This window comes from Geobacillus thermocatenulatus (assembly GCF_002217655.1).
Taxonomy (GTDB): Bacteria; Bacillota; Bacilli; order Bacillales; family Anoxybacillaceae; genus Geobacillus; species Geobacillus thermocatenulatus.
The window spans coordinates 824,181-836,956 of sequence record NZ_NEWK01000001.1 but is presented as its reverse complement, the minus strand read 5'-3'; the positions used below and the strand labels follow the sequence as shown (position 1 = coordinate 836,956).

Below are 12,776 nucleotides of genomic sequence, written 5' to 3'. Positions count from 1 at the left end.
TTTGTGCTTTCCCCGACATTTGTCCGTCATAAAAGCGTGCAATATTTCAATGATGCACGGGGCGTCGTCGGCCGTTCAGCCCCGTGTTCGCAAGGCGTAAAGAAGATCATCTTCACCCAGCAGCTCCAAATAGCGCCGATACAGCGGAAACGCCGGCGCGATGCGCGGCAGAAGCTGCAACGCTTTCTTCTTTGATCCCTTCGCTTTCATTTTCCCAGTCATGAACGCCAATGGAACATTGATGTTGCCGCCCCAAAATTGGTGGGCGATATCGCCGGTCGTCTGAATGGCGGCATCGGGCGCATCGAGTGCCTGCCCGAAATAAATCGAGTAGTTTTCACCGGGTTCCGGCCGCCTCGCATCAATGCTGATGATCGCCTCCGGGTCAGTCAAATAAAAGACGAACGCGGCTCGGGAACGGCGGATTTGCTCGCCGATCCGGTTGATTTGCTCCACCTCATCGCCGTATTCTTTATACGCTGGATGCCGCCCCCACCGTTGCCGCAGCTCCTCTGCCGTCCGCAGCCGTGCTGGGATTTGCATAAATTCGCCGATCACCCGGTATACATGGTTGTCATCGTGGAACACCCCCACGGATCCTCCCCCCTTTGCCGTTCGTTATCCCCATTTTGGCGCGAAACAGCGCCGGCGGCAATTCCGACAATTGCCGGGGGAACGCAAAAAACACGCGGGACATCACGCCCCCTCGCCCAAACTCATCAGTGCAGCTGGCCCCAAAAAAAAAAAAAAAAACGGCCGCCCCTTTTGGTTCGGGCAGCCGTTATGCAACGTTTTGGTTTTGGGCTATTCCGCGCTTACAAATCCGCCAACCGCATCACATCGCGAGCGATCATCAACTCTTCATTGGTGGGAATGACGAGCACTTTAACCGGCGAATGCGGATAGCTGATGAACGCTTCCTTGCCGCGCACTTTGTTTAGAATAGGATCCCAATAAACTCCCATAAACTCGAGGCCGCGCAGCACTTTCGCCCGCACGACTTCGCTGTTCTCGCCGATGCCGGCGGTGAAGATGATGGCATCGATCCCGCACATGCGCGCCGCATACGAGCCGATGTATTTATGAATGCGGTTCGCAAACACTTCCAGCGCCAGTTCCGCGCGCTCATTTCCTTCGGCGGCCGCTTTTTCCAAATCGCGCAAATCGCTCGAGATGCCGGATATGCCGAGCATGCCGCTCTTTTTGTTCAGCACGTCAATCACTTCATCCGCAGTCATTCCCGTTTTTTCCATAATGTACGGGATGAGCGCCGGGTCGATGTTGCCGGAGCGCGTTCCCATTGCCACGCCGGCTAATGGCGTAAAGCCCATCGACGTGTCGATCGACTTGCCGCCTTCAACCGCCGCGATGCTCGCCCCGTTGCCTAAATGGCACGAGATGAGGCGCAGCTGTTCGATCGGCCGGCCGAGAAGCTCCGCCGCCCGCTGGGTGACGTATTTGTGCGACGTGCCGTGGAAGCCGTATTTGCGAATGCCGAATTTCGTGTAATACTCATACGGCAAGCTGTATAAAAACGACTGTTCCGGCATCGTTTGGTGAAACGCCGTATCAAACACTGCCACCGCTGGCACGTTTGGCAGCACTTCCTGAAACGCCCGAATGCCGACAAGGTTGGCCGGGTTATGAAGGGGAGCGAGCTCGGACACTTCTTCAATTTGCTTAATAACGTCCTCGGTGATGAGCACCGAGTCACTGAACTTCTCCCCGCCGTGGACGACGCGGTGCCCGATGCCGTCAATTTCGTCAAACGAACGAATAATGCCGTAACGAATGAGTTTGTCGAGCAGCATTTTCACCGCCGCAGCATGATCCGGAATCGCCGTCACTTCTTGATGTTTTTCACCGTTTACAACAATGGTGAACATCGCATCGTCAAAGCCGATCCGTTCGACGACCCCTTTGGTCAACACCGTTTCTGCCGGCATCTCAAACAGCTGGAATTTCAACGAGGAACTTCCCGCATTAATGGCTAGCACTTTCGCCATCGAAAACACAGCTCCTTTTTTGCCAAAATCCGCTCGCGCTTATCGTTAGTGTGCGCGATTGGGCGCCGTTTCACTATGCCTTTTTCATTGTATGCCTCCCATTTTCACGTTTCAAGCGCGGCTTTGTTTCGCAACCGGTTGCAAGAAAAAGTTTTTATGTTGTGAAAAATGAAAACGACGCTGATCAAAAAGGGCGGTGAAAGAGCAGCCTTGATCATCGAGAAGCCCTCACTTCCACGCGTGAGCGCAAGGGGGGAAGAGGCAACCTCTCGTTTTGTGAAGGAACTTGGCGGGCCAGCGATCCAAAAGGGTGTCCCCTGCAATTGGGGCACCCTCTTGTCACTGTCCTTTTTCCTCGGTGATCCAGGCGTCGATTTTCGCCATCATCGCCTGCATTGCCGATTTGTTGGAAAACCGCGGCAGCTCGACAAGCAGCACGTGTTTTGGCTTTTTGACGTTCGGCCCTTTTTTTTGCAAAATGAACACGCTTTTCGCCGCCTGATCGTGTTTAAACATCGACAGCGGCAGCTGCAAGACTCCTTGGACAATGGCCGCCTCTCTTAAAAACTCGTTCAGCTGCCCCGCCTGCGGGCTCGAGAACAACGTATTCGGGATCAGGAAAAACAAGTACCCCCCCTCTTTCGTATAGCGCAAGCTTTGCTCGATGAACAAATGATGGGCATACGACTTTCCTTCTTTCGCTTTTAAGGCAAAGCGGACGGCATTGTCGTCATCCGGGTAATAGCCGACCGGCAGATCGCAGACGACGACGTCAACCGGCTCAACGAACAACGGCTTCAGGCTGTCCTGATTGAACAGCTGCACCGGGTGCTGTTGCAAGTTTGCGTTGATATACGCCAATTTGACAAGCAGATCATCGACATCGCTGCCGTAGCTCGCCGCCTGTTTGCCCCGAAGGCCGTTTAACACGGCCGTCAATAAATTCGCCGTGCCGACGGCCGGATCGAGGATCTTCAGCGCCAAATGCGAGCGCGTAAACTCGCGGACCAAATACGCCAAAAACAAACTGACCGCATCCGGAGTCATTTGGTGGTGCGGCTGGACATGCTGGCGCATCCCTTTTAACACCGCAAGCTGAAACGCCTTGCGGATTTCTTCGTTTTGAAACTGTTCCAGCGTCAGTTCGTGATACTGCTTTTTCAGCCGTTTCGCGTTCAGCTCGCTCACCTCATCTTGCAGCACGTCACCATGGAACAAATTCTCCCCCGTCTCCGCGACGGCTTCTAAATACGTGCATTGCAATTCTTCTTGCAAAAGTTGAGCCGTTTCATCGAATACCATGAACAACCGTTCGACTGGCGTCATCATCTGTACGTCCCCACCTTTCTGCCAACGTCCCTTCTGTATATTGTACGACCGTCCGCCTCGCGCCGCAAGAAACGCACCGATAGGAACGAAAAGGCCCCGAACGGGTCGGGGCCTTTTCATTATTTCGCCGCTTTCGCCGCTTCAATCGCCGCTTCGTAGTTCGGATGGTTCGTTACTTCCGGCACGTATTCGACATACGTCACTGTGTCATGGCTGTCGATGACAAACACGGCGCGGGCAAGCAGGCGCAGTTCTTTGATCAAGACGCCGTATGCTTGTCCAAACGAAACATCGCGATGGTCGGACAACACTTGCACGTTCTCAATGCCGGCGGCGCCGCACCATCGCTTTTGCGCAAACGGCAAATCGACGCTGATCGTCAACACTTTCACATTGTCGAGCTTTGCCGCTTCCTCGTTAAACCGGCGCGTTTGCGCGTCGCAAACCCCGGTGTCGAGCGACGGAACAACGCTGATGAGGCGAACATGTCCTTTCGTATCCGCGAGCGTCACTTCCTGCAAGTTTTGATCAAGCACGGTGAAATCCGGCGCTTTGTCGCCGACTTTCACTTCGTTGCCGACAAGCGTCACCGGCTGCCCTTTAAACGTCACATAGGCCATGGGTTCTCTCCCCCTTTAGAAAAAATATGTACTACTTCCATACTAAAACGCAAAGCAGAATTTTTCAACGATTTTGTCCGGCGGCGCCGCCAAACGGAAAAACGCCGGACGCCAGCGGTCCGGCTAAATGTCAAAGTCGTTCGCTTTTTCGTGTGCGACACCGTCTTTCTTGTTTTTCCTCAGCATCGCCTGAATCTTCTCAAACGCCTGCGGCGCGACATCGAGAATTTTTTCGTATAAGTGCGTGCTTTCATCCAAATGGAGCAGCTTCACCCCGGACGCGTTGACGACGAGAAACGCAATCGGCGTAATCGACACACCGCCGCCGCTGCCGCCGCCAAACGGATGTCCGTTCCCTTGAGCCTGCCCGTTCCCGCCGGCTTGCACCCCTTGGTGGCCGTTTTGTTGGCCGTCAAGCATAAACTCGCTGCCCCCGGCGGCAAAGCCAAACCCAACTTTCGAGACGGTCAAAATGACACTCCCGTCAGGCGTCTCGACCGGGTCGCCGATAATGGTATTGACGTCGATCATTTGTTTTAAGTTTTCCATCGCTGTTGTCATCAGCCCTTGAATCGGATGGTTCGTCATCGTCATTCCTCCTAGTAGCCTTCATTTGCCTGCTTGGCCGCCAATGGGTCCCGCTTTGGCGGCCGCTGTCCGCGCCAATGTTTGACCACTCGCAATCCTGCTACCATAGCATGCCCGATTCGAAACTGAATCATACATAAAAACATGGTTTCCGAAGCGGCCCGATCATAGGCCGGAACGATGGCGACAACCGGAGTGGTTTTCATGTTCATATAGCGGCTCGCCGTGCTGATGATCATGTATTTCAATGACCAGCCAAGCCCCACGAGCAAGCCAGTTGACGCGGCGTCGCCGGTGCCGATTCTCGTTTTCCACTCCCATTTCGTAATCGTCACGTGGCGGTAAAATTGTTTCATAATTTCATGCAAGTCGACGACCTGCTGGAGAAACCGTTTCAACTGCCGAAACAGGTCGGCGATGTTTTGTGGCGTCACTTTTCCTCTCTTTTCCTCTTTTCCGTGCGTCCCCCCCATTCCTTTTTTATGGAGAAACGCCACCCCCGGCGCATCCGAATCCATGTCCACTTTGATGAGCGGAATGCGGACGGTGTAGCGGATGAGGCCAAACAACGTGCGCACCACAATTTTGCATTCATCATCGTCTTTCATATGGCGAAACACGAGCGTCACCGATACTTTCATCCAGGCGACGAGAAGAAGCAAAAGAACAACTGTTGCGATGACCGCGATGATTGCTTTCAATGTCCGCCCTCCCTTTCATCATCCATTGTCGCCATCTGGAAAAAAAATAAACCTGCCGTTTCGGCAGGCGGACATTGGTTGACGGTCCGTTCTTGATGAGGGCGGATGGGTTACTCGCGGACGACGATCGTATCCGCGAACTGGTCATGCATCCCTTTTTTCTTTTCGGAAAACGCTACGAACAAAAAGCCGATAAACAACAGCGTCTTGGAAATGAACTTGCCGACGACTTCGCGAAACAACACGGTCAGCCAGGTGAGCGGCTCACCGCGCTCATCGACCACTTTTAAGCCGAACACCATTTTGCCAAGCGTCTGCCCAAACCGTTTCGTCATCAACACGAAATAGGCGTAAAAGACGACCGCTGACGCGATCGCTGCCGGCGCAAACAAACCGTCCCGCTCAAGCGGCCAATCGAACAGGCGGAAAAGCGGCCAGACGACAAGCCGGTTGAGGCTCGAGACAACAATGACATCAAGGCAATACGCCCAAAAGCGGAGCCAAAAGCCGCCGTAGCAGAGAGGGCGCTCTGCCGGCGGGAGATGATGATCCGAAAGCGGCGCCGTTATTTGCATGTCCGTCATGTTTCCACTCCTTTATTCGGCGTATAAATACATCAGCCGCGGCGAGGATGGGCGCGACAACAGGCGGATGAGCCCGGCCGCCTCGCTGTCCGGCTTCATCCGGTTCGACACCATCTCAAAAAGAGAGCTCCACGGCGCATCGTTCACGTATTTTACGACTTGAGCGCCGGTTAAATGATGCTCTTTTTTGAGCGCAGCGATCGCGTCATCCAAGTAGCCGAACTCGTCGACAAGGCGGAGCGCCTTCGCCTGTCGCCCGTCATAAATGCGGCCATCCGCCAGCTTGCGCACCGTGTCTTCCGGCAGCTTTCTCCCTTTGGCCACCACATCCACAAACGCATCATACGAATCATTGATCAGCTGCTGCAAAATCTCCCGTTCCGCCTCGGTCATTTTGCGCGCCGGATTCATGATGTCTTTGTACGGCCCGCTTTTGATCGTGACAAGCTCCACGCCGTACTTCTTTGCCAGCCCTTCATAGTTGACGCTTTGCATGATGACACCGATGGAGCCGGTGATCGTCTCCGGGCTGGCGAAAATTTTATCGCCGGCCGCAGCGATATAGTAACCGCCCGAGGCGGCCATGGCCCCCATCGATACGTAAATCGGCTTGTTCGTCTTCTTTTTCAGCTTCATCAGCTGATCGTAAATTTCCGCGCTTTCCGCGACACCGCCGCCCGGCGAATTGATGCACAAAATGATCGCTTTGACGTCTCGATCTTCCTTCGCCTGTTTGATCATTTGCAAAAACGTTTGGTGGTTGTACGTCGATGAGGAAAGAAGCGACTCCGCTTCCCCCGCATCTTGAATAACTCCGTTCACTTCCAACACCGCGATTTTTTTCAACGGGTCGCCCTCGGCGATGACTTCTTCGCTAAATGGCGACTCCATGAGCGCCAGCCAGCTTTCCGACCAGCCGCCGGCCTTGTCGGACAAAAGAACGCCAACCGCATGAACAAGCACCGAAATGACAAACAAGGCCGCGGCGATGGCCAACGCTGTCCATCGTTTTCGATTCATCGTTCTCCCCCTGAATCCGTTCCCATATTTTTAGAATGGATGGAAAATGTGGTACAATGTTTATTGTACACAGAAACACGGAATGATGCCAGCAGGAGGGCAAAACATGGATATGGAACGCAACCGTCTTTATTTTTTTTATAAGCTCGACGACAAGCTCATCGAACGGGTGAAGCCGCTCATGGAGCTGGCAGAGCGCGGTCCGTTTGTGGTCGTCGACGACTATCGGGAAGCAAACATCATCGTCAGCATCGGGGATGACGGCGCGTTTTTGCAGGCGGTGCGGCAGACGGGATTTCTTCCTGACCGTTTGTACGTCGGCGTGTCCGTCTTGCCGGCGCGCGGGTTTTACTGCGATTTCCATATTGACGACATCGATCATATGGTGGAAGCGGCGAAAAATTGGAAACTCGAAGTGCGGCGCTACCCCATCATCGAAGTGACGATCGACGGCGCGGCTTCGTTTTTCTGCTTAAACGAATGTTCGATACGCTCCCAAATCATTAAAACGATGGCGATCGACGTTTTCATCGACGACTTGCATTTCGAGACGTTCCGCGGCGACGGCATCATCGTTTCGACGCCGACCGGCAGCACCGGCTACAATAAATCGGTGCACGGAGCGGTCGTCGATCCGCTCTTGCCGTGCTTTCAAGTGAGCGAACTCGCCTCGCTCAACAGCAACCGCTACCGGACGCTCGGCTCGCCGTTCATTTTGAGCGGCTCGCGGACGTTGACGCTGAAAATGTCAGAGGAAACGAGCCATTTTCCGATCATCGGCCTCGACAATGAAGCGCTCAGCATCCAGCATATTGAGCGGATTGACATTCGTTTAAGCGACCGGGTGGTCAAAACGGTGCGCCTAAAAGACAATTCGTTCTGGGATAAAGTGAAACGCGTCTTTTTGTGAAGCGCACGTCTGTTTTCGAGCAAAACACCGGATCGAAAAGGGCGAATCCGTGCAGCGCGCATGCGGCAAGAGGGTGTCTCGCAACGAGACACCCTCTTGTTTGGTCGCCGCGCGGACATCGCTCGCTTCTGGCAACGGCCAGCTCAACCGGCCCTTTCTGCTTACAACGACCGGCCGGCAAGGCGGGCTTCCCGCTCGCGCAGCTCGACGCGGCGGATTTTTCCGGACGCCGTTTTCGGCAAATCGTCGACAAACTCGATTTTGCGCGGGTATTTGTACGGCGCCGTCAACTGTTTCACATGTTCTTGCAGAGCCGGAATCAGTGACGGATCGTCTTTGTCGACCCCGTCGCGCAACACGACAAACGCTTTGACAACATGGCCGCGCACTTCATCCGGACTGGCGACGACGGCGCACTCTTTTACGGCTGGGTGCTTAACAAGCGCGTCTTCGACTTCAAACGGGCCGATCGTATAGCCGGCGCTGATGATGATGTCATCCCCGCGGCCTTCAAACCAGAAATAGCCGTCTTCGTCTTTGCGCGCTTTGTCTCCCGTAATGTAGTAGTCGCCGCGGAACTGCATCGCTGTCCGCTCCGGATCTTTGTAATAATACTTAAACAGCGCCGGCGTCTCGATATGGACGGCGATGTCGCCGACTTGTCCGGGCGGGCATGGCTCGCCGTTTTCATCGATAATTTCGACGCGGTTGCCCGGCGTCGGTTTCCCCATCGAACCCGGCTTGATGGGCATTCCTTTCATGACGCCGACAAGCAGCGTGTTTTCTGTCTGGCCGTAGCCGTCGCGCACGTCGACGCCGAAATGCTTGGCAAACGTGTCGATCACTTCGCGGTTGAGCGGCTCGCCGGCGGACACGGCGCTGTGCAAATGAGATAGATGATAACGGCCGATGTCCGGCACTTTCGCCATCAAACGATACTCGGTCGGCGTGCAGCAAAGCACATTGATTTGATATTTTTCGAGCAGCTGCAAATATTTTTCCGGCTCAAAGCGGCCGTAGTAGACGAAACCGGTCGCCCCCGAGCCGAGCACCGATAAAAACGGGCTCCAAATCCATTTTTGCCACCCCGGCCCGGCCGTCGCCCAAACGAGGTCGCCTTCTTCAATGCACAGCCAGTTTTTTGCCGCCGTGCGCAAGTGGGCGTACGCCCAACCATGGCAATGCACAACCCCTTTCGGATTGCCGGTCGTGCCGGATGTGTACGACAAAAACGCCATATCATCGCGCGAGGTGTCCGCCGCCTCAAGCGTTTCGCTTTCGTTCGCCATAGCATCTTCAAGCGGAATCCATCCGTCCCGGGGTTCTCCGATGACGAACTTCATCAAACGTTCGATGCCGTCAATCGGCGCAAATTCGTCCGTATACGGCGCATACGCGACAACCGCTTTCGCTTCGCTATGGGCGAGCCGATATTGCAAATCCTTTGTCCGCAGCATCTCCGAGCTTGGGATGACGACAAGCCCAGCTTTGAGCGCTCCTATATACACTTCGTATGTTTCCATGAGGCGCGGCATCATGACGAGCACTTTATCGCCTTTTTCGAGCCCACGTGACAAGAAAGCGTTTCCAATTTGGTTGGCGCGCGCCATCAAACGGCCGTATGTAATCTCTTTCGTTTCGCCTTGCTCGCTCTCCCATTTCAACGCGATCCGATCCAGGTCGGCGGCCGCATGCCGCTCTATTTCCGATGTCAAATTGTAGCGCTCGGGAGCAATCAAGTCTTCCCGTCTCATCGTTCCTCTCCCCCTCTGTCTTGTTTCGCCGCGGTCGGCATCTCTATTATACAAAATAGTCGTTCTATTTTGAATACCGTTTTTCCCATCGTGAACTACCCACCACCTACGCTTCGCTGAGAGGTGGGGCTTCAAGCGACTTGTGTGCGTTTGCCGAACGGTAAGCCACACACAAGAACCCTTTACGCTTCCCTTCGTTCCGAAGGTGTCCGTTCTAACCATATTCTATCCTATTCGTTGGCTAACGCCAACCGACATTCATCTCCCACCTACTCACTGGGTTACACCCTTCGCGTTCCTTGAGGTGGGAGACTTCTTTCGAAAAGATGTTAAAAGCGGCGGGGAATGCCCCCCGCCGCGTAAGCCATCATGATGAAATTAGAATTGGCGTGCGCCGCCCAATTGTTGCTGCGCCATGGCTACGAGACGTTTCGTGATCTCGCCGCCGACCGAACCGTTGGCGCGCGAAGTCGTGTCAGCGCCTAAGTTCACGCCAAATTCTTGAGCGATCTCATATTTCATTTGCTCCAGCGCTTGTTGCGCACCTGGAACGAGCAATTGATTCGTGTTGTTGCGTGCCATCTGTTTTCACCTCCTTGTACCTATAGAATGTGTGAAAACAGATGACGATATGCAGCGATGCTTTTTGGTAAATTTTGAGATTCAAAACAACTCGGCAAACTCATCGCCCTGCCCTGTTTCTTCATCAATGACGAGCGTTTCTGTGTCATTGACTGCCTTTTCCAGAAGCGGAGCGAGGTCGAGCTGGCTCTCATAATGGAACACTTTTTCTTTTTTTGGCTTCGTTTTCGGCGCTCTTGGCGTAAAAATGGTGCAACAGTCTTCATACGGAAGAATGGAAATATCATGTGTGCCGATTTGTTTCGCCAGCTCGATAATTTCAAGTTTATCCATCGAAACAAGCGGGCGCAAAATCGGGGTATTGGTCACCTCATTGATCACGTACATGCTCTCTAGCGTCTGGCTCGCGACTTGGCCGAGGCTTTCGCCTGTGACAATCGCCAACGCCCGCTGGCGGCGGCGCAGCGCGTCGGTGATCCGAAGCATCGCCCGCCGAGTGGAAATGAGCGAGTACTCGTTTGGAACTCCTTGATAAATGGCTTGTTGCACTTCCGTAAACGGCACGATGTGAAGCTTGATTCTCCCGCCGTATGTCGTCAACTTGCGCACGAGGTCAATCACTTTTTGCTTCGCCCGTTCGCTTGTAAACGGCGGACTGAAAAAGTGAATGGCTTCAATTTCCAACCCGCGCTTCATCGCCAAATAACCCGCAACCGGGCTGTCAATGCCGCCGGAGAGCATGAGCATCGCCTTGCCGCTCGTCCCGACCGGCAGGCCGCCGGCGCCGAAAATGTCGCGGCACGTGATATACGTCCCATCTTGGCGCACTTCAATACGTACGTCAATATCCGGCTCGCGCACGTTGACCCTAAGCCCGTCCGTCTGCCGCAAAATGTGCGCCCCCACCTCGTAGTTCAGCTCGTCGCTTCGATACGGAAACTGCTTGTCGACGCGGCGGGCGCTCACTTTAAACGTTTTTCCTTTGTATGGAAGCTGGCGGACGGCGGCGAGCGCCGTTTCCTTAATGGCGTCCAGATCGTTTTCGCACTTCATCGCCAGGCTGAATGAATGAATGCCAAAAACGGTTTTCAGCTTTTCGATGATCGGTTCATGCGGCTCGCCGTTTAATAAAATGTACATTCGGTCGCGCATATATTCAATCTGAATCCGCTCGAACGCCTGCAGTTTGCGGGCAATGTTGTTTTTCAGGCGCCGGACGAAGATGTTCCTGTTTTTTCCTTTCGTCGTCATTTCTCCGTAGCGAATCAAAATGCGGTCATAGTTCATCATCTTATTCCGTTACCTCGCTTAATGTTTTGATCGCCTGCTTGATCGCTGCCACCGCCGGCGCGATTTCTTCCCGGCTGTTGTCAAACGACAAGCTGATGCGAATGCCGCGCTCGGCTCGGTCTTCACCAAGCCCCATAGCCAAAAGCGTCTTGCTCGGCGCCCTTTTTTTCGATGAACAGGCCGACGTCGTCGAAACGTAGATTCCGCTTTTCTCCAGTTCGTGAACAAACACTTCCGGCTTCACGCCGCGCTTTAACGAAAAGTTGATGATATGAGGAGCGGCGCCATCGCGCGGCGTGTTGATCTCGATGTCTGGAATCGCAGAGAGCGCTTCAAGCCACTCGTCTTTCAATGCTTGAAGCCGGCCGATGTCCCGCTCGTAGCGCTCCATGGCCAAGCGAAGCGCCTTCGCCATCGCGACGATGGCGGCGACATTTTCCGTTCCGGACCGAAGCTGCCACTCCTGCCCGCCGCCGGCAATCAACGGCGCCAAGCGGACGCCTTCACGGACGTAAAGCAAGCCGGCGCCGCGCAATCCGTGAAATTTATGCGCCGATATCGTGCATAAATCGACACCGGCTTGCTTCAAGTCGAGCGGCACTTTGCTGATCCCTTGCACCCGATCGACGTGAAACAATGTTTTCGGATAGCGGGCTAAAAGCGCACCGATTTCTTCGATCGGCTGCACCGTGCCAACTTCGTTATTGACGTGCATGACCGACACGAGAATCGTATCGTCGCGCAGCGCGCGTTCCACTTGCTCAACCGATACCCTTCCTTCGCGGTCGACCGGCAAGTACGTCACCTCAAACCCAAGCTTCTCAAGCTGGCGGCACGGTTCAGCGACAGACGGATGCTCGATTTTCGTCGTAATGATATGCCGGCCGCGCCGCTCGTATTGCCAGGCGACCCCTTTGATGGCGAAATTGTTCGCCTCCGTTCCGCCGGAGGTAAAAACGATTTCGTTCGGCTTCACGCGCAGCATGGCGGCGATTTGTTCACGCGCCTGCGCCAAAAGCCGCTCCGATTTCATGCCCAGCCCATGGAGCGACGACGGATTGGCAAAATAGTTCGTTGCGACGGCGACGAACGAATCGACCACCTCGGGAAATGGTTTGGTCGTCGCACTGTTGTCGAGATAAATCATCGCTTCCATCCTCCGCTCATTGTCGGCAAAATATCGCTTTCCATCGTCCATCTTACCCAAAACAGACGACAATCGGCAACGAAAACACACAGTCATTTACATTATTCACCAAAAACCCATTGAACAATCTCCCACCTGCGCTTAGAGGTGGGAGATTGTTGGGGTCACCCGCTCTACGGCAGGCTGTCAGCCAAGCCATCCCCGTGCGCCCCACGGTTTGGCTGCCTTACGAAGACAGCAAACGA

At 54.4% G+C, this 12,776-nt stretch carries 13 protein-coding genes; 1 reads left to right on the top strand and 12 read right to left on the bottom strand.

Annotated elements, in window-relative coordinates; translation table 11 throughout:
- Positions 1-75: 75 nt before the first annotated feature.
- The 8 genes from B9L19_RS04270 to sppA all read right to left on the bottom strand — a co-directional run bounded on the left by B9L19_RS04270 (position 76) and on the right by sppA (position 6,848).
- The gene (locus B9L19_RS04270) at positions 76-594 is read right to left on the bottom strand and encodes an RNA-binding protein (RefSeq protein ID WP_025949511.1); all 519 of its coding nucleotides are present in this window, start codon (positions 592-594) and stop codon (positions 76-78) included.
- Positions 595-815: 221 nt separating this feature from the next.
- Positions 816-2,006 carry an acetate kinase gene (locus tag B9L19_RS04265; RefSeq protein ID WP_025949512.1) on the bottom strand — a complete coding sequence of 397 codons (1,191 nt, stop codon included), beginning with the start codon at positions 2,004-2,006 and terminating at the stop codon, positions 816-818.
- A gap of 339 nt (positions 2,007-2,345) precedes the next feature.
- Positions 2,346-3,335 carry a class I SAM-dependent methyltransferase gene (locus B9L19_RS04260; protein WP_047752649.1) on the bottom strand — a complete coding sequence of 330 codons (990 nt, stop codon included), beginning with the start codon at positions 3,333-3,335 and terminating at the stop codon, positions 2,346-2,348.
- A gap of 119 nt (positions 3,336-3,454) precedes the next feature.
- Positions 3,455-3,955 (bottom strand): thiol peroxidase, encoded by a 501-nt coding sequence (tpx, locus tag B9L19_RS04255; protein ID WP_015375628.1) that lies wholly within the window; start codon positions 3,953-3,955, stop codon positions 3,455-3,457.
- A 123-nt stretch (positions 3,956-4,078) separates the two neighbouring features.
- Positions 4,079-4,543, bottom strand: a complete 465-nt coding sequence (gene ytfJ, locus B9L19_RS04250; RefSeq protein ID WP_025949514.1) for a GerW family sporulation protein — start codon at positions 4,541-4,543, stop codon at positions 4,079-4,081.
- Between the two features lie 11 nt (positions 4,544-4,554).
- Complete coding sequence (locus tag B9L19_RS04245; protein ID WP_025949515.1) at positions 4,555-5,244, bottom strand: DUF2953 domain-containing protein; 690 nt, start codon at positions 5,242-5,244, stop codon at positions 4,555-4,557.
- A 110-nt stretch (positions 5,245-5,354) separates the two neighbouring features.
- On the bottom strand, positions 5,355-5,828 hold the full coding sequence (locus B9L19_RS04240; RefSeq protein ID WP_025949516.1) for an RDD family protein: 474 nt from the start codon (positions 5,826-5,828) through the stop codon (positions 5,355-5,357).
- A gap of 12 nt (positions 5,829-5,840) precedes the next feature.
- Positions 5,841-6,848, bottom strand: a complete 1,008-nt coding sequence (gene sppA / locus B9L19_RS04235) for a signal peptide peptidase SppA (RefSeq protein ID WP_025949517.1) — start codon at positions 6,846-6,848, stop codon at positions 5,841-5,843.
- A gap of 106 nt (positions 6,849-6,954) precedes the next feature.
- Here sppA and B9L19_RS04230 point away from each other — a divergent pair, with 106 nt between their 5' ends.
- A complete protein-coding gene (locus tag B9L19_RS04230; protein WP_025949518.1) occupies positions 6,955-7,758 on the top strand; it encodes an NAD kinase in 804 nt (267 codons plus the stop codon).
- A 161-nt stretch (positions 7,759-7,919) separates the two neighbouring features.
- Here B9L19_RS04230 and mbcS read toward each other — a convergent pair whose 3' ends face one another.
- The 4 genes from mbcS to B9L19_RS04210 form a co-directional block, all read right to left on the bottom strand.
- Positions 7,920-9,512, bottom strand: coding sequence for an acyl-CoA synthetase MbcS (gene mbcS / locus B9L19_RS04225; RefSeq protein ID WP_025949519.1), 1,593 nt, complete (start codon positions 9,510-9,512; stop codon positions 7,920-7,922).
- 378 nt (positions 9,513-9,890) lie between these two features.
- Positions 9,891-10,094 carry an alpha/beta-type small acid-soluble spore protein gene (locus B9L19_RS04220; protein ID WP_025949520.1) on the bottom strand — a complete coding sequence of 68 codons (204 nt, stop codon included), beginning with the start codon at positions 10,092-10,094 and terminating at the stop codon, positions 9,891-9,893.
- An 81-nt stretch (positions 10,095-10,175) separates the two neighbouring features.
- Positions 10,176-11,381, bottom strand: a complete 1,206-nt coding sequence (gene thiI / locus B9L19_RS04215; RefSeq protein ID WP_047752650.1) for a tRNA uracil 4-sulfurtransferase ThiI — start codon at positions 11,379-11,381, stop codon at positions 10,176-10,178.
- 4 nt (positions 11,382-11,385) lie between these two features.
- Positions 11,386-12,531, bottom strand: coding sequence for a cysteine desulfurase family protein (locus B9L19_RS04210; protein WP_025949522.1), 1,146 nt, complete (start codon positions 12,529-12,531; stop codon positions 11,386-11,388).
- Positions 12,532-12,776 lie beyond the last annotated feature (245 nt).